At 71.8% G+C, this 21,265-nt stretch carries 20 protein-coding genes and 1 pseudogene; 10 read left to right on the top strand and 11 right to left on the bottom strand.

Features of this window, described 5'->3' with window-relative positions; translation table 11 throughout:
* Positions 1 to 102 precede the first annotated feature (102 nt).
* From OG689_RS39185 to OG689_RS39150, 8 genes and pseudogenes are all read right to left on the bottom strand, one after another.
* A complete protein-coding gene (locus OG689_RS39185; RefSeq protein ID WP_266326532.1) occupies positions 103 to 849 on the bottom strand; it encodes an SDR family oxidoreductase in 747 nt (248 codons plus the stop codon).
* Positions 850 to 1,178: 329 nt separating this feature from the next.
* Complete coding sequence (locus tag OG689_RS39180; protein ID WP_266326530.1) at positions 1,179 to 1,427, bottom strand: hypothetical protein; 249 nt, start codon at positions 1,425 to 1,427, stop codon at positions 1,179 to 1,181.
* Entirely contained in the window at positions 1,427 to 2,830 is a 1,404-nt protein-coding gene (locus OG689_RS39175) for an AMP-binding protein (RefSeq protein ID WP_266326528.1), read from the bottom strand. Before OG689_RS39175 ends, OG689_RS39180 begins: the two co-directional genes overlap by 1 nt.
* Positions 2,827 to 3,798 carry a p-hydroxycinnamoyl CoA hydratase/lyase gene (locus OG689_RS39170; protein ID WP_266326526.1) on the bottom strand — a complete coding sequence of 324 codons (972 nt, stop codon included), beginning with the start codon at positions 3,796 to 3,798 and terminating at the stop codon, positions 2,827 to 2,829. The genes OG689_RS39175 and OG689_RS39170 overlap by 4 nt, the downstream gene beginning before the upstream one ends.
* A pseudogene (locus OG689_RS39165) lies at positions 3,798 to 4,402 on the bottom strand (LysR family substrate-binding domain-containing protein). Before OG689_RS39165 ends, OG689_RS39170 begins: the two are co-directional and overlap by 1 nt.
* Positions 4,403 to 4,445: 43 nt before the next feature.
* Positions 4,446 to 5,126 (bottom strand): CPCC family cysteine-rich protein, encoded by a 681-nt coding sequence (locus OG689_RS39160; RefSeq protein WP_266326524.1) that lies wholly within the window; start codon positions 5,124 to 5,126, stop codon positions 4,446 to 4,448.
* A gap of 261 nt (positions 5,127 to 5,387) precedes the next feature.
* A complete protein-coding gene (locus OG689_RS39155; protein WP_266326522.1) occupies positions 5,388 to 6,167 on the bottom strand; it encodes an ATP-grasp domain-containing protein in 780 nt (259 codons plus the stop codon).
* Positions 6,168 to 6,462: 295 nt separating this feature from the next.
* Positions 6,463 to 6,993, bottom strand: coding sequence for a hypothetical protein (locus OG689_RS39150; RefSeq protein WP_266326520.1), 531 nt, complete (start codon positions 6,991 to 6,993; stop codon positions 6,463 to 6,465).
* A 480-nt stretch (positions 6,994 to 7,473) separates the two neighbouring features.
* On the opposite strand from OG689_RS39150, the gene OG689_RS39145 reads away from it, so the two are divergent.
* From OG689_RS39145 to OG689_RS39130, 4 genes are all read left to right on the top strand, one after another.
* Positions 7,474 to 8,181, top strand: a complete 708-nt coding sequence (locus OG689_RS39145) for a response regulator transcription factor (RefSeq protein ID WP_266326518.1) — start codon at positions 7,474 to 7,476, stop codon at positions 8,179 to 8,181.
* Positions 8,178 to 9,626, top strand: a complete 1,449-nt coding sequence (locus OG689_RS39140; RefSeq protein WP_266326516.1) for a HAMP domain-containing sensor histidine kinase — start codon at positions 8,178 to 8,180, stop codon at positions 9,624 to 9,626. Before OG689_RS39145 ends, OG689_RS39140 begins: the two co-directional genes overlap by 4 nt.
* A gap of 99 nt (positions 9,627 to 9,725) precedes the next feature.
* Positions 9,726 to 10,103, top strand: a complete 378-nt coding sequence (locus OG689_RS39135; RefSeq protein WP_266326514.1) for a hypothetical protein — start codon at positions 9,726 to 9,728, stop codon at positions 10,101 to 10,103.
* Positions 10,100 to 10,318, top strand: a complete 219-nt coding sequence (locus OG689_RS39130) for a hypothetical protein (protein WP_266326512.1) — start codon at positions 10,100 to 10,102, stop codon at positions 10,316 to 10,318. Before OG689_RS39135 ends, OG689_RS39130 begins: the two co-directional genes overlap by 4 nt.
* A 192-nt stretch (positions 10,319 to 10,510) precedes the next feature.
* Here the strand turns inward: OG689_RS39130 and OG689_RS39125 are convergent, their stop codons facing one another.
* Positions 10,511 to 11,203 (bottom strand): TetR/AcrR family transcriptional regulator, encoded by a 693-nt coding sequence (locus tag OG689_RS39125; RefSeq protein ID WP_266326510.1) that lies wholly within the window; start codon positions 11,201 to 11,203, stop codon positions 10,511 to 10,513.
* An 80-nt stretch (positions 11,204 to 11,283) separates the two neighbouring features.
* Here OG689_RS39125 and OG689_RS39120 point away from each other — a divergent pair, with 80 nt between their 5' ends.
* Both OG689_RS39120 and OG689_RS39115 read left to right on the top strand, forming a co-directional pair.
* Positions 11,284 to 12,438, top strand: a complete 1,155-nt coding sequence (locus tag OG689_RS39120) for an NAD(P)/FAD-dependent oxidoreductase (protein WP_266326508.1) — start codon at positions 11,284 to 11,286, stop codon at positions 12,436 to 12,438.
* 260 nt (positions 12,439 to 12,698) lie between these two features.
* Complete coding sequence (locus OG689_RS39115) at positions 12,699 to 12,893, top strand: hypothetical protein (protein WP_266326506.1); 195 nt, start codon at positions 12,699 to 12,701, stop codon at positions 12,891 to 12,893.
* 171 nt (positions 12,894 to 13,064) lie between these two features.
* Here the strand turns inward: OG689_RS39115 and OG689_RS39110 are convergent, their stop codons facing one another.
* Complete coding sequence (locus OG689_RS39110; RefSeq protein ID WP_266326504.1) at positions 13,065 to 14,240, bottom strand: HEAT repeat domain-containing protein; 1,176 nt, start codon at positions 14,238 to 14,240, stop codon at positions 13,065 to 13,067.
* Between the two features lie 257 nt (positions 14,241 to 14,497).
* On the opposite strand from OG689_RS39110, the gene OG689_RS39105 reads away from it, so the two are divergent.
* The 4 genes from OG689_RS39105 to OG689_RS39090 are packed head-to-tail and all read left to right on the top strand — an operon-like array spanning position 14,498 to position 18,780.
* Complete coding sequence (locus OG689_RS39105; RefSeq protein WP_266326502.1) at positions 14,498 to 14,833, top strand: hypothetical protein; 336 nt, start codon at positions 14,498 to 14,500, stop codon at positions 14,831 to 14,833.
* An 8-nt stretch (positions 14,834 to 14,841) separates the two neighbouring features.
* Complete coding sequence (locus OG689_RS39100) at positions 14,842 to 16,317, top strand: PrsW family glutamic-type intramembrane protease (RefSeq protein WP_266326500.1); 1,476 nt, start codon at positions 14,842 to 14,844, stop codon at positions 16,315 to 16,317.
* Positions 16,314 to 16,664, top strand: a complete 351-nt coding sequence (locus OG689_RS39095; protein WP_266326498.1) for a hypothetical protein — start codon at positions 16,314 to 16,316, stop codon at positions 16,662 to 16,664. Before OG689_RS39100 ends, OG689_RS39095 begins: the two co-directional genes overlap by 4 nt.
* A gap of 58 nt (positions 16,665 to 16,722) precedes the next feature.
* On the top strand, positions 16,723 to 18,780 hold the full coding sequence (locus OG689_RS39090) for a hypothetical protein (RefSeq protein WP_266326496.1): 2,058 nt from the start codon (positions 16,723 to 16,725) through the stop codon (positions 18,778 to 18,780).
* Positions 18,781 to 19,220: 440 nt separating this feature from the next.
* Here the strand turns inward: OG689_RS39090 and OG689_RS39085 are convergent, their stop codons facing one another.
* Entirely contained in the window at positions 19,221 to 20,624 is a 1,404-nt protein-coding gene (locus tag OG689_RS39085) for a helix-turn-helix transcriptional regulator (protein ID WP_266326494.1), read from the bottom strand.
* Between the last annotated feature and the right edge of the window lie 641 nt (positions 20,625 to 21,265).

Genomic DNA, 21,265 nt, shown 5'->3' with positions numbered 1-21,265 from the left:
GCGTTCGAAGGCGGCGTCGGCCAGGCCGCTGCACGAGCGCGGGCCCGCCCCGGACGACCCGGGACGGGCCGGCGCCACCGAAGCGTGCCCACGGGCGGACGCTCAGCCGAGCTTCTTCAGTCCCGCCCCGGTCAGCAGGTAGCCCGGAGCAACGGCCTCGGCCTGCGAACCCACCAGCTCCACCAGGGAACTCCCGGCGATCTCCGGCGTCAACAACGGACCCATCTGCTGCAGATACTCCTCCTGCGACTGCCCGTTGCGCACCGCGTAGGCCCGCGCCGCCGAGCGGCCCAGTTCAGTCAGCGGCGTCATCCGGGGCAGCACCGTGGTGAAGGAGATGTCCAACCCGGCCCGCTGTGCCTCGTCCTGCGCATAGCCGGTGATGAACCGCTGGGTCGCCTTCGCACCCGCGTAACCACCACTGAGCGGCGACCCGGCCAGAGCCGCACCGCTGCTCACGACCACCACCCTGGCGCCGGGACGCAACGGCTTCAGCAGCACCTCCCGAAGCCAGTGGAAGGTGATCCGCACGTCGCTCTCCCAGTTCGCGGAGAACGTCTCCCAAGTATGTTGCTGCAACGGTCGCATGTGCGGATTCGCACCAGCCACCACGATCAGGTTCAGTGGCTCGTGCAGGTCCAGCAACCGACCCGCCACCGTCGCGTCACCCGCATCGGCGAGAACGGCGTGGATGCTGCCCTCCCCGTTCGCGGGTTCGGGGAACTCCCCCGGCGTGCGGGAGACCGCCACCACCGGGGCACCCGCCTCCGCGAACGCCGTCGCGATGCCGTGCCCCAGCCCTCGACTCGCCCCGACCACGATCGTGGTCCTGCCCGACAGATGACTCATGATGTCCTCCCATGACATAACCGACCACCCGAACCGGGACGGGGCCCGCCCCGGAACAGCCCTTCGAATCACGGCAGCAAGCCGCTCCAGGCCAACGACACTCAGGGACCCAGGGACACGCTCCCCGGCCCGACACAACCAGACCCGTCGCCGATCACCGATCAGCGGCCGGCAGCCGGCAGCCGGCAGCCCACGGCCACCGAATCCCTCGACCATCGATCCCGGACCGGCGCCGGCCGGTAACTATCTTTCCATGAAAAGATACTGACGGATCGACAGATCAACGACCTGGCGGATGAGAGGGCCGCCCAACCCTGCGTGCGGCCGTGTCACGGGGTGGTGCGTTCGCGTTCCTTGAGGGTGCGGCGTTGGGTTTTGCCGACGGGGGTGCGGGGGATCTGGTCGATGAATTCGACGCGCCTGATCTTTTTGTAGGGGGCGACGCGTTCGGCGACGTAGGTGATGATTTCCTGTTCGGTGACGGGTTCGCGGGCGACGAGGAAGGCTTTGGGGAGTTCGCTGGCTTCTTCGTCGGGGACGCCGACGACGGCGGCGTCCGCGATCTTGGGGTGGGTCATCAGGACGGCTTCGAGTTCGACGGGGGAGACCTGTTGTCCCTTGTACTTGATGAGTTCCTTGATCCGGTCGACGAGGAAGAGTTCGCCGTCGGTGTCGACGTGTCCCAGGTCGCCGGTACGCAGGAAGCCGTCCGTCGCAGGGCCTCCCGGGTTGCCTGGGGTGCGTGGAGGTAGCCGCGCATCACGTGCGGTCCGCGGACGAGGACCTCGCCGTCCTCGCCGGGGCCCAGGGCCCGGCCGGTGGTGATGTCCACGATCTTGAACTCGATGTTGGGTGCGGCCCGGCCCACCGACGCGGCCGGTGAGCCGTCCACCTGCATGAAGGACACCAGTCCTTCGGTGAGGCCGTAGCCCTGGCGGACCCGGCAGTCCAGCCGTTCCTCGCAAAGGCGGGCGATCTGCGGGTCCAGGGCCGCGCCGCCGGAGACGACGGTGCGCACGGACGACAGGTCGTACCGGTCCACCAGGGGGCTGCGGGCGAGCAGGACGGCGATGGTCGGGACCACGTAGAGGCGGGTGATGCGGTGGTCCTGGATCGCCTGCAGGTAGGCCTGGGGGTCGAAGCGGGGCAGGGTGACGACGGTGGCGCCCTGGCGCAGGCTGGCGTTCATCACCATGATCAGCCCGAAGGCGTGGTGGAACGGCGCCACCGCCAGCACCCGCTCCGCGTCCTCCAGCGGCGCGGCCGTGCACGTCTGCAGCACGTTGGCGTTCATGTTGCGGTGGGTCAGCATCACGCCCTTGGGGCGGCCGGTGCTGCCGGAGGAGTGCAGCAGCGCCACCACGTCAAGGCCCGCGTCCACCCCCACCACCGCACCACCGCCACCGCCGGGACGGGGACCGTCGGGACCGCCGGCCGGCGCCTGGTCTGCTGCTTGATCCCGGGGCTGGTCGGGTGTGTGGTCGAGGATTTCGGCGAAGGGTGTGTGGTCGAGGAGTTCGGCGAAGGGTGTGGTGCCGGGTGCGTGCCCGAACACCACCACCTCCTTCACGCCGGTGCCCGCGGTCAGGTCCTTCGCCCGCAGGAGTGCCTGTTCCTCGGTGGTGACCAGCAGCGCAGCCCGGGCGGTGTTGAGGTGGTCCACCAGGTCCGCGGTGGTGTCCAGCGGGTTGAGGACCATCACGGTGGCGCCGACCGCCGCGCCCGCGTGGAAGACCACCGGGTACTGCGGGACGTTCGGTGCCAGCACCGCCACCACGTCCCCGCGGCCCAGCCCCCGCGCCGCCAGCGCCCCCGCCACCCGGCCCACCGCCGCCACCAGCTCCCCGTAGGTGAGGGAGTCCTGCCCGGTGACGTCGACCACCGCCACCCGGTCCGGGTGGCGCCCCGCCCCACCCAGCACGAACGAGGTGAACGCCACCTCGGGAACCGGCGTCGGCGCGTGCGGCCCCGTGAAGATCATGACGCCGCGTCCCCACGCCGGTAGGTGCTCAGACCCGGCTGGTAACTGCGCTTCTCGAACTGCTTCAACGCCACGTTGATCCACTCGTTGCCCGTCAGACGCGACAACTCCCACAACTTCGCCTGGTCGTAGTCGATCGCCGTCGGCAGATCGGTGGCCCGGTTGTGCTCGTACACCTGCTTCGCCAACTCCAACGTCACCGGGTTCTTCCGCACCAGCTTCGCCACGATCCGGTCCGTCTCCGCGTCCAACTCCTCCGCCGGCACCGCCCGGTTCACCAACCCGAACTCCCGCGCCTGCGCCCCCGTGAACGTGTCCCCCGTCAGGATGTAGTACAACGCCTCCTTGCGCGGCAGGTTGTTCGCCGCCGCCCACGACGCCCCGCCCGCCGGGAAGATCCCGAAATTGATCTCCGACAACCCGAACAGCGCACCCTGCGACGCCACCGCCAGATCACAGATCCCCGTCACCAGCACCCCACCACCGAAGGCGAACCCGTTCACCTTCGCCACCGTCACCGCCGGAAACGCCTTCAGACGCTTGAACCACCGCAGCGCCACCAGATTCGTCCGGTAGAACAACTGCGGGTCCTCGTAGGGCCGCAGGAAACACTCCTCCAGATCCATCCCCGCACTGAAACTGTCACCGTTCCCGGTGACCACCACCACCTTCACACCCCCCGCCGCCTCGATCTCGTCCAACGCCGCATTCATGTCCGCATGCATCTGCGGATTCATCGCGTTCTTCTTCTCCGGCCGATCCAACGAAATCGTCGCCACCGGCCCCTCGATCTCCACCAGCACCGTCTCCAGCTTGATCACCACAAACCCCTCCCACGCGACGAAGCAACCGACCGACCACCACACCGGCGGCCGGCAACCGACCACCGCACAAACACCGACCGGCAACCGACGGCGCGACCGGCGAACAACCACCAACCACCCGCCGGCAACCGGCAGACCGAGCATCACAGCACCCCAACCACACCGCTTCTCCCAACGTGCCCAACACCCCGCCGACCCCCACCCCGGAACCACCCACCACCAGCAAGAACCCCCACCCGTCCGCCACCCGCAGGACCACCGGCCCAAGCACGACCGGACACCCTCAACGCCACCGACCGCCGCCCTCCCGCAATCCACGAGCGACAGCGAGCAACCGGACGACGAACGGGTTGTCGTCGTCCGCCCGCCGGACCATCGCCACGGTGGAACGCGCCGTATCCGGACTGATCCGGCGAAAGGCCACCCCCGCGCAGCCAGATCCGCCGCACCCCCTCCGGCGCCAGCGAAACCCCCGGACCCGCCGCGACCAGGGCACTCACGGTCTGCCACTCCACCGCCCGCCGCACGACCCGCGGCTCGAACCCCGCATCCCGGCACACCCCCACGATCCGGTCATGCACGGTCGGCCCGCACGACCGGGGCAGCAGGACGAACGGCTCCTCCGCGAGATCCGCGACGGCGACCCGGCGCCCCGCCGCCAACGGTGTCCGGCCGGCAGGACAGCCACGAACCGCTCCGCCACCAGTGCCTCCACCACCAGGCCCGGCTCCGCCGGCGGCTCACGCAACAACCCGACGTCGATACCCCCGTCGCGCAGGCTGCTCTCCGGGCTACTGCTGGTAGACGGCCTTGAATTCCGGGTGCATCCTCTCGAGCCTGGTGAGGGCTTGCCGCAGCCTATGGGAAGCCAAGGGAAGTCGACCTTCGAATGCGGACCAGCCGACGAAGCTCAACTCGCGGGGCATCGCGACGAGTCCGCTGATCGCGTCCCAGAGCGCGTCCCAGTTCATGCCGTAGAAGGCGGGGAATCCAAGCTCGCGTTTGAGAAGGCCATGGAGCTCGCGCTCGTTCTGGGCGGTACTCACGTCGATGACCACACGTCGATCCGGGTCCGGCTCGGGCTCTTCCGGACATCCCCAGAAGGACGGGAGCCACCAGCACAGAACTGATCGGTCGTCGGGCCAAGGACGGAAAGGTTCGTTGTCCGGGGTCTCGAACAAGTCCGACAGCGGATCGATCGGGCGCCAGTCGGCGTCAAGAGGTTCGTCCTCCGTCGGTGGCCGTACATATGGCCGACTTCGCTGCTCGCAGGCTCCGAAAGCCTGGAAGTTCTGCTGGGCCTCCGCGAGCGTGACCCGGTTGGCGCCGCCCCGGGTGTACGGCCGGCGGAACTGAGTCGCGTCGTCCTCCCAGTGGCAGACCGGGCAGATCACGAACGACCCGGGCCAGCCTTCCCCGGCGTCGAAGACCAGATGACCGCAACAGGGGCAAGGGCGAATGGTGTCCACCATGCCAGTCCGGCCTGTCGTCCTCAGCCGCAGCGACTGGATTTCCCTGCTTCGCCCGCCTCTCCGCGGGGCGAAACAGCACCTGTGCACGGGCGTGCTGGACAAACCGATCCGATCCCGCCCGCCCGCCCGCCCGCCCGCCCGCCCGCCGAGGACCTGCACGGCGGGGAGCATGGCGGGACGGTCCCCTCGCTGGGGGCGGGAGCAGCGGGTGCAACCTCGGCCCTGCGTACTCCCCCGGGCCGATTCCTCGTACGATGCGGATCAGTCCCGGACGAAGGGCCGATCCGCCGGCCGGACCCGCTCGCGCGGCCCCGCCGCCCGCAGCACGACGTCCAGCACCCGCGCCGGGTCGGCGGCATAGGCGTGGGAGAACCATGCCATGTTCGCTTCCACCACGGCCCAGCGGTGGCCCGGGCGGTACGGGTCGAGGAGCTGTCCGACGTCCAGGACGACGGCGCTCGGCAGCGTGTGCCCCGCCACGGCGACCAGCCGGTCCACGAACTCCGTGATCTGCGCGGCGTCGGCCCGCTCCGCGCGGTCCGTCCCGTCCGTGCGGAGCAGGCGCGGGTCCAGCGGGCGCGGGTCGAGCCGGCGCGGGTCCAGCCGGCCGAACACCGCGTACCGGCTCGCCGTGACGATCCGTCCGTCCAGCAGGAACAGCCGGTACTCGGCTGCGAAGGTCACCACCTCGGAGAGCAGCACCGGCTCCGCCGGGTCCAGGCCGCCGGGCAGTCGGGAGCCGTCGGCATAGACGTCCGCCGGGAAGGACTTGTCACGAGGCGGCTTGACGAACGTCGGCCGGTCGAGTGCCCACGCGTCCGCGACGGTCGCCAACCGGACCTGCCGCCCGGTGAACTCCTCCGACAGCTCGGCCAGCCAGCCGTCCGCCGGTTCGAGCAGCGCGAAGCCGAGCGCGCCGGCCAGCCTCGCGCCCGCGACCGGGCCGCCGTACCAGTGCGCCGGGCCCGCCACCGGGCCGAGCGCCTCCGCTGCCCGGACCGCCATGCCACGACCCGCCGCCTCGACAGCCAAGAGTTCCATCGTGGACGTCCGCCGCCCCGGCATGACCAGCACCGCAACCCCTCCTTCACTTCGCAGACCGCCACGCTAGCCCCGCCGCGCCCACCACCGCAGCCGAGATTCGGGCGGGAGGCCAGCGGCGGGGACGCAGCGCACGACCGGGCCTTCGCGGGCATCAGGCGCAGCCCGGGGCCTGGCGGCAGGGCACCGGGGTGGGGGCGGCACGGGTGGCCTGCGGCCCCTTTCCGGTGCGGAGTTCTCTCGGCCGGGTGCCGTTCGCCGGTGACTGCTCGGTGTGGGGGCCGCGGGGATTCGGTCAGGCGGCTCGGCAGAGTTCCGTGGAGCCGGCAGGGGCGCAGGCGCGGGCCGCGGTCGCGGTCGCGGGCAAGGAGCGGGCGGGGCGGACGGTGGCCACGGCCTGCGTGCGGTGGCGCGCGAAGACGACCAGGCGCAGCACCGCGAACCGCGCGACGCCGGCGAGGGCGGAGGCCGTCAGGTAGACGGTCTGCTCGAACACCGCGCCGGGTGTCGCCACCAGTTGGTGCAGGGCAAGCATCGCCGTGCAGGTCAGCGCGTACGCGGCCGCTGCGGAGCCGGCCGACTGGGCGTGCTGGCGCCGGGTCGCGCGCCGGCTCGCGCCGAAGGTGAAGCGGGCGTGCAGCTCGGTGGCGAGGAGCGTGGAGAGCACGGTGATCAGGGCGTTGGCGAGGATCCAGGGAATCCGGGCGGCGAGGGCCGCCACGGCGAAGCTGGAGGCAAGTCCCACTCCCCCGCCGCAGAGCACGAAGCGGGCGAAGGCCGTGAACGCGCCGGGTGCCGCTTGCGGTCGATCCTGCGCTGTCTCCATGATCCGCCCCCGTGACGATCCAGCATGTTTCCAACAACGGAAAAGCTACGTTGCTTTCATCTTTCAGGCAACTGGCGCAATGTCAAAATCCAGCATACCAGCAGTTCAGGGCCGTCAAATCGTTGCATCAACCCCGAATCTAACGCAACGACAGCCAGGCAAACCATTGCAATGGTGTGACTTGAACGCTACACGCAGGACTCCACAGGGCCGGGACGCCGGGGCACGACACAGGGGCTCGGCGCGCCGGCCCAGGAGGGACGGCAGCCCAGGAGGGCCGAACACCGCAGCGGGCGACCGAACCGGTGCAACCGGCCGGACCGGCCGGACCAGCCGGACCGGCGACGGAGACCCAGGACGGCACAGGCGCACAGGAGCGCGCCGGAACCGACCCCGGCCCGCCGGTCCGGGGCACCCCGGCCGCCCGGCGCCCGCCCTCGCGTGAGAGAGTCGTCGGCCCACGGGGTCGAGGAGGTGGCGATGGGCGGCGCAGGTGGCCGGGTGCTGGTGGTTGACGACGACGCGGCGATCCGGCGATCGCTGGAGCGCGGGCTGCGGCTGAGCGGCTTCGCCGTCCAGGTCGCGCCGGACGGCGAGAGCGCGCTGGCGCTGATGGACGGCCCGACGGCGCCGGACGTGCTGGTGCTGGACGTCTCGATGCCCGGGCTCGACGGGACGGGCGTCTGCCGGGCGCTGCGGGCCGTCGGCGACGAGACCCCGGTGCTGATGCTCTCCGCACTGGACGAGCTCGCCGACCGGGTCGCCGGGCTGCAGGCCGGGGCCGACGACTACCTGGTGAAACCCTTCGCGCTGGAGGAGCTGGTGCTGCGGCTGCACGCCCTGCTGCGCCGGCGGCCGGCCCCGCCGTCCGAGGTGCTGCGGGCGGGCCCGCTGACGCTCTCCCCCGCGGCCCGCCAGGTGCACTGGGAGGACACCGAACTGCACCTGACCCGGCGTGAGTTCGAACTGCTCACCCAGCTCGTCCGCAACCCCGGCCTGGTCCTCACCCGCGACCAGTTGCTGGACCGGGTCTGGGGCTACGACTTCGAGGTGCGCAGCGACGCCGTCGACACCTTCGTCAGCTACCTGCGGCGCAAGTTGGAGGACGGCGGGCGGCCGCGGTTGGTGCACACCGTGCGCGGGGTCGGGTTCGTACTGCGGCTGCCGGCCGACGGGGGGCGGGCGTGAGGCTGTCCACCCGGATCGCGCTCCTGGTGACGGTGCTGGTGCCGGTCGTGGTGGTGGCGGCGGGCCTGCTGCTGCTGGGACTGGTCCACCGGGACCTGTCCCGCCAGCAGGACGCGGTGCTGCGCGAGCGTGCCGCCACGGTGCTGCCGAACGTGCGCACGCTGCTCGCGGCGGACGGCAAGGGCCGGCCCCGGGTCGAGCAGACCCAGCAGCGCAAGGTCCTCGACGGGGCGCTGGACTCCGGGGTGCGGCTGGCCGGGGCGGACGGAACCGTCCTGCTGGTGGTCGGTCCGCAGCCGGCCGAGTACGTCCCGCTGCCGGCTGCCGCCGACGCGCCGGTCACGCTTCGGGATGCCGGCCGGACGTGGCGGGTGCTGTCGGTCCGGGTGGACGGCACGGCGCCCGGCACGCTGTGGCTGGTGTCGCCGTCGTCGGCGGTGGATCCACAGGTCGCGGCCGTGCGGCGGCGGGTGCTGCTGGTCGCGCTGATGGCCGCACCGGTGGCCGGTCTGCTCGCGTTCGCGCTGGCGGGCCGGGCCACCGCCTCGCTGCGGCGGCTCAGTGCCCGGGCCGCCGCGCTGGACCCGGGCAGCGGGGCGACGGCGCTCGCGCACACCCCGAGCCGGGTCCTGGAGGTCGACGAACTGGCGGCCGCGCTGGGGCTGTTGCTGGCCCGCTACGACGAGCAGGCGGTCCTCACCGCGCAGGCCCTCGACACCGCGCGGTCGTTCTCGTCCGCGGCCTCGCACGAGCTGCGGACCCCGCTGACCGCGATGCGCACCAACCTGGACGTCCTGGGCGCCCATCCGGGCCTGGCGGCCGACGAGCGGGCCGAGGTGGTCGCCGAGCTGTCGCAGGACCGCGCCCGGCTGGAGGAGCTGCTCACCGCACTGCGGACGCTGGCCAGCGGCGACCTGGTCGACGTCTCCGCCTTCACCGCCCTTGACCTGGGCGAGCTGGTGGAGAGCGCGGTCGCGGAGGCGGTGCGCCGCCGTCCGCAGGCCGTGATCGACGTCGAGTGCGCGCCCGGGATCCGGGTGTTCGGCTGGGAGGCTGGCCTGCGGATCGCGCTCGCCAACCTGGTCGGCAACGCCGTCGTGCACGGTCGTCCGCCCGGCGGCGGGCCGGCCAGGGTGACGGTGCGGCTGCGGGCGGGCCGAAGCGGGGCGGCGGTGCTGACCGTCGACGACACCGGGCCGGGCGTGCCTGCGGCCGAGCGGGCCACGGTCTTCCACCGCTTCCACCGGCGACCGGACAGTCCGGGGTCGGGCCTGGGCCTGACCCTGGTGGCCCAGCAGGCGGCGCTGCACCGCGGCACGGTGGCCGTCGGCGACGCGCCGCCGCCGGGCGGCTGCCGGTTCGAGCTGCGGCTGCCGCTGCTGCGACCGGAGGCACCGACCCTGCAGCTGCCGGCCCGCCGCGACTGGCTCTCCGGCGACCGGTGATCCGCGCGGGCCCCGTCCGGATCACAGGGATTCCACAAGAAGCCGTCCTACGCTCCCCGCATCCGATCACCCCGGTACCGGAGGAGAACCGGCCTGCAGATGAACCGCAAGGCCGCCGCCGTCGGCGCACTCGCTCTCGCAGGCACGCTGCTCGCCGCCGTCCCCGCACAGGCCGATTCCGCGCCCAGGAGCGACGGCGCGAAGTCGGTCTGCAAACGCCTGCCGACGACCCAGGAGCGCGTCGACAAGGCCGTCCGGCGGCTCAACGGCGACGCCACCGTCGCCGGCTCGGTGGCCCGCCTGCAGCAGCGGGTGACGGACGCCAAGGTCGCCGGGCACACCGAGATGTACACCTACCTCAACGACCGGCTGACGTTCCGCAAGACCCTGCTGCCGGCGCTGCAGACCCGCCAGGCCGACCTGAAGTCGGTCGCCACCTGGTGCGCCGCCCAGCCCTCGCCGGCGGCGAGCAAGTGAGCCGCCGCCCCGTGGGCCACCGCGTCGGCGCCGCCGCAGCGGTGCTCGCCGTGGCCGCCGCCCTGCTGCTGACCGGCTGCGGACCGAGCGCGAAGTCGCCCGGGAAGGCCGCGGCGACCGCGGACGACGGCCAGGTCCAGCAGATGCAGCAGAAGGTGGACGCCGCGGAGAGCGCCGCCGCCCAGGCCGACTCCGACGCGACGCAGGACAACTGACGCTCCGGCGGCGAAGCCGCGGTCCCGTCCGGGTGTTCCACCTGGCACGGCCGCCGGCGGGGCCCGTCCCTCACCTCGAGGGGACGGGCCCCTCGCCATGCCCGGCCCCCTCCGGCCGCCCCGAACGAGACTGCCAGCCCTGAGCGCGCCCGCCCGCGTTCGGGGCCGTCACCCGACCCGCTCGGGTTCGGGTCAGGTCCGCGGGGACGGACCTGGGCGGGCGGCCTCGATGCCGGTCAGGATGAGGTCGATGCCGGCCAGGAACTGCTCCCGGTCGTCGTGCTCGGGCAACTGCGCCGCCACCCGGTGCACGAACGGGTACCGGGCAGGATCGAGCTGGGCCCACTGTCGGGCGATCTCGTCCAGAAAGGCCGTCCGATCGGTCCGGTGCGCGAGCAGGCGGGCGTTGGCGGCGTTCTGTCCTGCGACGCCGAGGACATGGATCACGAGCGTGGACGTGGCGTCGAACTGCGCGTCCTCGGGCACGCCGAGTTCCTCCAACCGGCTGCCGAAACCCTCGAAGATCTGCGGAATCGCGGCCAGCCACGGCGCGCGGGAGAGCTGGCTGCCGACCCAGGGGTGGGCGTCGATCGCGTCGAAGAGCCCGACCGCGAGGGCCCGGATCGCCTCCCGCGGGCGCGCACCACCGGCCAGGTCCGCCATGACCCGGGCGATCACGTCGTTGGTGGCCGCCGCCAGCAGGTCGTCCTTGTCGGCGACGTGCCAGTAGATCGCCCCGCTTCCGGTGGCCAGGTGGGCCGCGAGCGCGCGGAAGGTCAGCGCGCCCTCGCCGTGGGAGTCGAGGATCTCGATCGCGGCCTCCACGATCCGTTCCTTCGACAGCGCGTCGGTGCGCCGTACGGCCCGCTGCTTCTTGATCGCCATGCACACAGTTTGACATGAATGGATCGCCGTTCCAACATGGGAATGGAACAGCGTTCCATCACTGCTTCGAAGGGAACACCATGACGACTCCGGTCACGATCATCGGCGCCGGCCTCGGCGGCCTCACCCTCGCGCGCGTCCTGCACGTCCACGGCATCCCCGCCACCGTCCACGAGGCCGACCCCTCCGCCGAGTCCCGCACCCAGGGCGGCCAGCTCGACATCCACGAGGAGGACGGACAACGCGCCCTCGCGGACGCCGGCCTCACCGACGAGTTCCGCGCGATCATCCACGAGGGCGCCGACGCCGCCCGGGTGCTCGACCAGCACGGCGCGCTGCTGCTGGACATCCCCTCCGACGGCACCGCGGCACGCCCCGAGGTGCTCCGCGGCGACCTGCGCCGGATCCTGCTCGACTCCCTGCCCGAGGGAACGGTCCGCTGGGGCAGCAAGGTCACCGACGTCCGGCCGCTCGGCGACGGCCGGCACGAGCTGACCTTCGCCGACGGCTCGACCGTGACCAGCGGCATCCTGGTCGGCGCGGACGGCGCCTGGTCCAAGGTCCGGCCGCTGCTCTCCGACGCCCGGCCCGTCTACACCGGCACGACGTTCGTCGAGACCTACCTGCACGACGTCGACGAACGGCACCCCGCGACGGCCGCGCTGGTCGGCCAGGGAGCCATGTACGCGCTCGCCCCCGGCAAGGGGATCGTCGCCCACCGCGAGGCGGGCGGGATCCTGCACACCTACGTCGAGCTGAACCGTCCGGCCGAGTGGATCGCCGCCACCGACTTCACGGACGCCGCCGCCGCGAGCGCCCGGGTCGCGGCCGAGTTCGACGGGTGGGCGCCGCACCTCACCGCGCTGATCACCGACGGCGAGACCGCCCCGGTGGCGCGCATGATCCACACCCTCCCGGACGGACACCGCTGGGACCGGGCACCCGGCGTGACGCTGCTCGGCGACGCCGCGCACCTGATGCCGCCGTCCGGCGACGGCGCCAACCTGGCGATGTTCGACGGCGCCGAACTCGGCAAGGCCATCGCCCGGCACCCCGACGACGTCGAGGCGGCGCTAACCGCCTACGAGAAGGAGCTCTTCCCGCGCAGCGAGGCCTTCTACGCGGACGCCCACGAGATCCTCGACCTCTGCCTCGGCGAGCGCGCACCGCAGAGCTTCATCGACTTCTTCAGCGGGCAGCCGGAGGGGCAGGACGACGCGGTCGCAAGGTCCTGAAGGCGACGACCGAGGCCGGACGACCCGAGGGGCGGCGCGGATCCGGGTACCCGAGACCCGTGCCGGACGGGCGGTGCGGGGACGCTCGTCCCGGCCGCCGTTCCGGGGGCCCGAATGCCAACCGCGTGGCCGTCACCAGCGCCACTGCCCGGCCGGCCCGCCGACCGCCGGGGAATCGCTGCGGGACCGCTGCACCGGGAAACGGGCGGAGCAGTTGCGGACACTGGAAGAGCAGATCCCCGTCGGACGGAGGTGGACGGATGCCCGACAGTGCACTGACCCCCGAGGACGCCACACTGGTCCACGACTTCGTGGACATCCCCCCAGGCCTCGCCATCGACCGCACGGACGTGCAACGCGCCCGCCTGGCCCAGGCGGCCGGCGGCCGCTTCCGCAAGGTGGCCCCAGGCCTGTACGAGATCATCACCCACGCCCCCGACAACCCCACCGCCTGACCCGTACCACCACCGGACGAACGACGAACAGCCGTCCCGACGCCTCCGCCGCACAGGCCGCGAACGAGCCGCCGCCCCGGTCGCAGGGGCCGGTCGCAACCGGCCGCGGGGGCGGGACCTGCTCTGCGCTCTCCGGCATCCCCACCTACATCACCGGCCCGGGCCGTGCGATCACATGCCCGCCGTGTGGGCGCGGAGCTGGTGGTGGAGGTCTTCGAGGCGGCCCGCGCCGCGGCTGCTGCGGTTCTTGATGCCCCGGCGGATCTCCTCGATGACCGCCGCGCCGCGTTCGTCGCCGCGCAGGGCCAAGGCGACGGCGGCTTCGAGGCGGGCGTCGAAGTGGGTGTCGGTGAGGTGCGCCGCCAGCACGGTGCGCAGGGCGGGGACGTCCACGGGTGAGCAGGTGAGACGGTAGAGCGCGCTGGTCCGGGTGACGGGGTCGGGGTCGTCGGCCAGGCGCAGCACGGCGGCGAGCGCGTCGGGGCGGTCGGCCAGGAGACCGGGGAACGCCAGGGCGACGCATTGGCGGACGCCCGGGTCGGGGTGGTCGGCGTGGGCCAGGACCGCCGGGAGCTCCTCGCGGGAGCAGTAGCCGGTGAAGGCCGCGACGACGGCGCGCAGAGCGTACGGGTCCTGCTCGGTGTCCAGCCGGGGCCGGAGGAGCTCGACGGCATCCCGGGTGAACGGCGGCGCGTCGTTGCTGTTGTGGGGGTTGAGACCGAAGCCGAGGAAGTTGATCACGGCGAACGCGAAGCGCCTGCGGTCCAGCTCGCCGGCGTCCTCGGCGTCCGCTACGACCGCCCGGGCCCAGTCGAACCTCTCCTGGCTCTCCGGCTCGGCGATCCGACACAGCGACTCGAACCAGTCGTCGTGCTCGGGGTCCGCATGGACCAGGGCGCGGGCCATCAGCTCGTCCGGCATGCGGTGGACGCCGAGCTTCGCCTCCAGGTAGGTGATGACCGCCCGGTGCGCCGGGGGCGGCACGACCCCGGCACCGCCCCCGGACTCGAGGGCCGCCCGCGCCACCCGCAGCGCGCGGCGGTGCGCACTGTCGACACCCAGCGGGTCGCGGTCGGGAGACAGCAGCGCGTTCAGGACCCAGTACGCGCCATTCGCGGCGGCCCACGTGACGGGGTCGATGCCTCCGGCCCAGGGCCGGGTCGGGTCGACCTCCCACCGGACGACAAGTTCCCAGGCGACGTCGCCGCGCCCGGCGTACGCGGCGGCAGCCAGCAGGGTGATGCCGTCGTCGCCGGTGAACTCGTCGCTCCTCACATCCTCCAGAAACTCGAAGACCGAGGTGTCGTCGCCGCGCTCGACGGCGGCCAGCAGGGGAGGCAGATCCACCGCCCGATCATGCCCTCCTATCCACCACTCGGGCGAACGGCTTTCCACCCCACCGCCCCGGGCGGTGAAACCTGCGCGAATCCGTCGAGGACGCCATGCGCTCGGCACTCGCCACCGCCCTCGGCGCCTGCGGTCTCGAAGTGTTGGCTTTCTCCGTTTCGCGGCGGGTCCAGCAGCCTTTCGATAGCGTCCTTTTGACGTGTTCGCGGCGACGTGCAGGGATGCGCTGCGCGCTGCCCAGGTGAGTGGAGTCAAGTGTGACCGAACTGCGGCGCAAACCCGCCCCCGAGGCCGATCCAGGCGGCCCGCCCGGTCGTCAGATCCGGGTGCTGCTGGGCGGGGGGATCCTCGGGGCGGTGCTCCTGGCCGCCTCGCTGGTGGTCAACTTCTCAGGGGCCAACGATGTGAGCGTCCCCCAACTGCCGAAGCTGCCCCCGCTGCCGACGTCCTTCCCGACCGGCCTCCCGTCCGGCTTCCCGACCGGCCTGCCGACGTCCTTCCCGACCGGCCTCCCGTCCGGTTTCCCGACGCGCTTCCCCGGGCTTCCCACGACATTCCCCAGCCTGCCCGGCTTCCCGGGAGGTGGCTCGTGAAAGGACAGGTGTTCCAGGTCCTCCGGAACGACCGGGCGGTCACCGCGAGCGCGTTGCTGATTGCCCGGGGTGCCATCGCCCTGTACCTGGTCGAGTTGGTGGGGAATCTGACCCGCCCCCGGCTGCTGCCCGACGAGCCCTCCCTGTCGATCTTCTACAAGATGCCGTCCGACCTCACCGAAATGCCCGGTTTCTCCGATTCGTTCGAGAAACTGATGGCGATGCCGAGCGCCGTCTTCTGGACCGTGTTGGCGGGCATCGCGGCGGGCGTCCTGATTCAGCTCTTCGTCGCCGTCACACGTCAGCCCGACCGGCGGGCGGCGCTGCTGACCTGGGTGACCCTGGGACTCCTGCTGTTGCCCTTCGGGCTGATCCCTCTGGTGGTCGTGGTCGAGTACTTCCCGCTGACGCTGGCCTGCCTGCCCAGCACCGCGTTCGTGCTGCTCCTGCTGCGCAGCGGAGTGCGCTTCGCCCGGGTGCCGCTCGCGGCGCTGCTCGCCGCGTTCGGCTGGGGCGCGCTGATCGTCTTCGGCCTGGGCCGCGCCTACACCGGCCTCGCGTTCGCCACCATCAGCGGCTACATGATCCCCAAGGACTACCTGCACCCCGCCGGCGGCGACCTGGACCTGAGCCAGTTCCTCCGGAGCATGTACCGCACCATCGACCTGGTGATCGTCCACCTCGGAGTGGTGAACGCACTTGTCGTCGCGGCCGGCGTCCTGATGCTCCTGCTGCTGTTCCGCCACCGCATCACCGACACCGTGACCGGACTGACCCTCGGCGCCGCGGTCGGGCTGGGGTACAGCTTCGTGGAGAGCATCCTGTTCATCAAGATCTACGGTTCTTTCGGCTCCATCCTGGGGACGACCGGCGGCTTCGAGTACTGGATCCGGCAGTCGATCGGGCTGCTCGGCGGACAGGTCGCCTTCGGCGCGGTAGTAGGAGCCGGGCTCACGCTCGCGGCCCGGTCGCAGCGGCGCGTGCTGGTCGCCTCGGCGGCCCTGGTGGCGGCGATCGGCGGTGCGACGGCGACCGAGACGCTCTCCGGATGGCTCTCCGGCCGGCTCGCAGGGCAGGTGGACACCGGTAGCGCGCTGGACACCCTGGTTGTCTCGCCGCTGCTCTGGCTGCTCCCCCAACTGCCCTTCATCGCCCTGGCCGTGATGCTTCTGGTCCTCGGCCTGCGTGAGCGCGCCGTGACTCTGCGGGCCGCCGCGGCCTCCGAGGCAGCGACGGGTCACCTGGCCATCACCCCGGCGGAGGAGCTCGTCCTGATCTCGCCCACCCTGCGTCTGTGGGCCCTGGTGCGCACCTGGCGCCGGCACGGACGCGGCACGGCATTGCACTTGCACCGCCTGCAGACCGCGCAGCTCGACCTCGCGAGCTGGCGGGCGCAGAACGATCCGGACCTCGAAGCACAGGGAGACGAGTTGCGAACGCGGGTACTGCAGCTGAAGAACGTGCGCGCGGTGGTGGGATCATGACGGCCCGCCTGGTCGCCGCGCGGTTGGCGGGGGCCGCCGCCCTGCTGGCCTGCAGCACGCTGATGTCGGCCCCGCCGGCCTCGGCCTGCATGGTCAGCATCGGCTACAAGCCCTCCCTGGACATCGCCGATCTGCGTCACCACCGGACCTGCTCGACCGGCACGTCGCTCGCCGGGGCCGGCGGTGTTGCCGTGCTGGTCCTAGGCGCCCTCGGCGTGGCGGGGCAGCGCGCCTACCGGCGTGGCGAACAGGCCGCGGGGCCGGAGCCGGATCCGACTCTGGCCGCCTACCTGGACGCCACGGGAGTGACCGCACAGGAGAACGGACACGGCCATGGCGCGCCGTAGCGTCCGGAGCCCGAGGACGGGCCGGTGGAGCCGACCCAGCCGGGCGGTGCGAGCTGCCGTGCTGGCCATCGCCGTGATGATCACCGGCCTGCCGTTGTCCCCGGCTGCTGCTGCTGTGGGCACGCCGACTCCCAGCCAGTCCGAAGTGGCGGGCGAGTTCGCGGACAACGCGCGCGAGCTCTTGGCGAACCCGATCGGCCGCGAAGGGGTCCTGGCCCATAAAAGGCTGAACATGTGGGACAGCAACCGTAATCTCGCCATTTTCTGGTATGACTTGACCGGCTTCCAGAGGACGCATGTGGAGTCGTTCAAAGATAATTTCGAGGAGACGCCAAAAAAGTGGGCCGACTGGACCGGCGAAATCAGCATGCTGAAACGCGACGGCCATGAGGCGCTCTTCGACAAGCTGGGCATCGTGGGAGACGGCCCGGTGCTGGCGGTCACCGGTGTCAACGACCCGAAGGTGGAGCACTCCGAGATCGTCATCCCGAGGGTCCTTTCGCTCATTGCGGGGGTACTCGGCCTGCGGAACGATGCCCAAGAAAAGCTGCTGGCGAAATTGGTCGGTATCTACTCGGACCGCGACCGTTGCGGGCCCTGCCTGAAGGCCACCATACAAATCCCCGAAGAGAGGTTCGCGTCCGCGGCGCGCTACGGAACCGAACAGCAGAGGAAGGAGTCGGCAAATCAGGTAAAGGGCACCATGAGCCAGGCCGAAAGCCAGCTTCGGCGCGAGAGCAAGGAGAAGCAGCAGCAGGCCAAGACAGCCATGCCGGTATCGGGCAGCCCGGCCACCCACTGTTCCTCGATGCGTGGCGGCACCGGAAGGGCAGTCACAGCCATGTCCCTGAAACTGGCCGCCGATCCCTGCGCCGAGGAGGACGGCAGCGCGCAGCCGGGGGCACTCGACCAGGCTCTCGCATCATCGGACGCAACATACGGCGGCGTGGACTTCTCGACGCTGGAGATGCGCTACATCTCCGACGGCTCGGACGGGGTGCAGTACGCGTACTCCGCGCAGTCGCTGCCCGAGGAATACCAACAGGACAACAGCCTCGGGGTGCGGGTGGTCAAGAACCTGGGCGACGACCTGCGGACCTGGCTGGTGCTCGATCCGCAGAAGTTCTGGGTCAACCTCAACCCCACCGAACCGGACCGCATCGTCGATCCGGCCCTGGGACAGACCAACGCGGGGAAGGCCATGCTGGAGGCCGACCTGGAGATGAAGCGCACCGAGGCGAAGATCCTGCACCCCGACTCGGCGACGGGAGCGAAGTACTGGCAGCAGCTCCAGCCCGGTGCGGACGGCACGCTCTGCTTTTCCTCCCGGATGTGGATCGTGCCCGGGCAGGTCGAGGTGCGCGAGGACAGCGGCTCGCTCTACATCCTCAAGGCGCTGCTCGACGTGAAGACGAAGTCGGACCACATCGACGACCCGTACTCCCAGACGTGCAAGGCCGACCCGGCCACCGACGCCCACAACGAGGAACTCGAGCGCACCCTCGTGCTGCCCGAGGTGGTCAAGGCGGTCAACACCGCACCGGAGTACGCCCCCCTGCGCCGCGCGTTCATGGCGCGCATCATCGCGCAGTGGACCCGGGAGCGGCACCAACAGGGACACCGGACCGCGTTCGACAGGATCATCGACTCCCAAGACCTGGGGCCGGCCCGGCTGGACGGCGACTGGCGCCCCAAGCAGGTCTTCGACGACTACGTGCGCTCCTACCGCGACCACGAGTTCGACATCACCCGGGAGTCCACCGACGGCGGCGTCCGGCGCGTCATCCGGTACGTCTACGGCGGCGCCGACCTGACCAACGTCCAACTGACCGGTGTCACCGAGACAGACCTGTGGCACCGGTACCCGCAGGTCGCCCGGGCCGCGCAGGACTCCGCCACCCGGCAGGTCACAGCACAGGACGGCTCGATCTGGCTGGGTGGAGCTGTCCAGGTGCCGGAGCAGGGCTTCTGGGACCGACTCAAGGACGACGTAACCGGCCTGACCGGAGGCAACGGTCTTCTGCTGGCGGTGCTCCTACTTGCCCTGGGGGGCGTCCTGTTCGGCTTCCGGAGCCACCGCGGCAACCGCGGCAACCGAACCGGCCCAACCGGGTGAACCCGTCGCGGGCGCCTACGCCCGGCCAACCCGTGCCAAGGGTGCCAACTCGGCTGCGTCCCCGTGAGCCGGACGCAGCCGTGCCCGCCGCGTTCCTCGGACGCGGCGGGCACAGGTGGGCCAAGGCGGCCTGGAACGCTTCTTGGCGGGCGCCGGGCCTGGCCGGGTCGGCGCAGTGGAGTCCCGGCGCGGGTGGCAGCGGTGGCAACCATCGCGGTCGGCGGGGTTGGTTCTGCACCCGGGGATCGGCCGGGTCTGTCCAACTGCTGACCGTCGCCGCCGCCGAGCGCCCCACCGTTCGCAAGATCTGGGCCGACATGGCTACAGGAACGCCGTCGTCGAACACGGAGCCCTGGGTATGGACGTCGAGATCGTCCGCCGCGACCCCGCCATCACCGGAACCAGGGACGAAACGCCCGGTGACGCGCGATCGACCCCGCTCAGCCGGTCGGAGTCCAGGCCCCACCCGGATACCAGTAGTGCGGCAGGTCCTTGGTGCCACTGGTGCGGAACGGGACGCCCTGGTCGTCGATGCGCTCGGTGCCGGTGCGGCCCAGCGAGGACCAGTCGAGCTCCAGGTACCAGCGGCAGTCGCAGCCGACGGTCCGGGCGTCGACCAGCAGCACCTCGGGATCCTTCGAGGACACCCGCAGGGGCATGCGAATCGCCGGGGTGCTCGTCCCGCCCGCCACGCCCTGGGCCGGGCGGGCGATCGGTCGGTCGATGTCCAGGTCCACGGTGAACGAGCGGGGATCCATGTCGCCGCCGCAGCCCTGGCCGGTGGCATAGACGATGCCCTTCACCGGGGCGGCCCGTCCCACGACGCGGACCCGCAGCGCCTCCAGGACGACGGCGTCGTCCGTCAGCCCCTGCACGGAGATGTCCACGATGGTCTGACCGCCGTGTACAGCGCCCTGTGAACGCGCCCACGGGGCCGCGTCCTGCGGCGCCGGGGGTGGGGGCACCTGCTGGGGTTCCTTGTCGATGACGTAGTCGTGATCGCAACCGGTCGCCCAGAGCTGGGAATTCACCGTCCAGGTGAGGGGCGGGGCGGCGGGGCCGGACGTGGCGGGCGCGGACGGTGCCGGGGAGTCGGGCACCGCGCCCGCCGTCCTCGCGCCCGCCGTGCCGGACGCCTGGCCGTCGCGGGCGGCCGAGGAGGGCCCGGACGGCAGGGCCGACAGGCTGCCCAGGGCGGCGACCAGCGCGGTCACGACCGCCACGGTGACCGCGAGGCGGCGCCGGTACCAGGGCCTTCCCGGGGCAGGACGCGACACTGCTTCGTGCTGGCGCGACGAGCCGGGGTGGCTCTCCCCGGGGGCCTCCCGAGGAGCGGCCGCGGGAGCGGCCGAGACGCTGGACGAGGCGCCTGCCCCTGCGGCGGGCACGGACGCGGCGGCCGTCGTGAAAACGGAGTCGGCGGCCACCGCGGGCACGGGCTCGGCCACCCCGTCGGCCCCGTCCACGCCGTCGGCCCCGGCCACCCTGTCGGCCCCGTCCACGCCGTCCGCCCCGTCGGCCGGGGGCTCCTCGCCGTCGACCGAGCGGGCTCCGGCGGCGTCCGGTACGGACTCGGTCACCGTCCGGGACCGTTGGCGTGCCGCCACCGCCAGGACCCACCGCCGGTGCAGCTCGATCCGTTCGGCCGGACCGGCCCCGCACATCGCGGCGAACCGTTCCACGCTTGCGAAGCTGAGCGGCACCACCTCCCCGGCGCAGTACCGGTGCAGTGTAGAGGCGTTCATGTCCAGGCGGCGCGCGAGTGCCGCGTAGCTGCGGTCCGTACGGGCCTTCAAACGCCGCAGCAGCGCGGCGAACTCCTCCACCTCGTCCTGGGACGACACCGGTTCCCCTTAGCTCGCGTCCCAGGACGGCATCCCAGGCACTCCCATAAGGAGAGGTCAGAAGGCCTGGGACGGTTCCACCGTCTCGGATGAAGCGCCGTCCGTCGTGCCCGGACCGCGGGGCCACCGATGCTCCGGGTGTCGCCGGGAGACCGCCCTGCACCGCAAGGAGCGAAGGGGCCGACCCGCACCCGGCGACGCACTTCCGAACCCACCTACCTCGGGGAGCACACTCATGAACAGCAACACGACCGCCCACAAGCACGTCCGCCGCACCACTCTGATCGCCGGCATCGGCGGCATCGTCGCCGCCGTGGCGCTGCCGCCGGCGCTCGGCCCGGCGGCACAGGCGACCGTCGGAGGGACGACGGCGGGCACCACCCTGCAGCGGACGATCAGCGGCACGTCGTCGGACAAACGTGACCCGGGTCGCCGACTTCTACGGCGCCTACATCGACGCCCGGCTCGACGCCGAGGACGGCAAGCTGACCACCGAGCTCCGCAATTTCTACGTCCAGGCCGACTACCTCGGCGAGGTGGCGAAGTGGGAGGAGGCCAGCGCGGACGGCATCCTGCGCGCCCAGAACGTCCCGCTGAAGTGGACGGTCAAGGCCAACGGCACGGTCGGTCTCGTACGTACG

The sequence above is a fragment of the Kitasatospora sp. NBC_00240 genome (assembly GCF_026342405.1).
Taxonomy (GTDB): Bacteria; Actinomycetota; Actinomycetes; order Streptomycetales; family Streptomycetaceae; genus Kitasatospora.
Note: the sequence above shows the minus strand (reverse complement) of the source record. Positions and strands in the feature narration are given on the sequence as shown.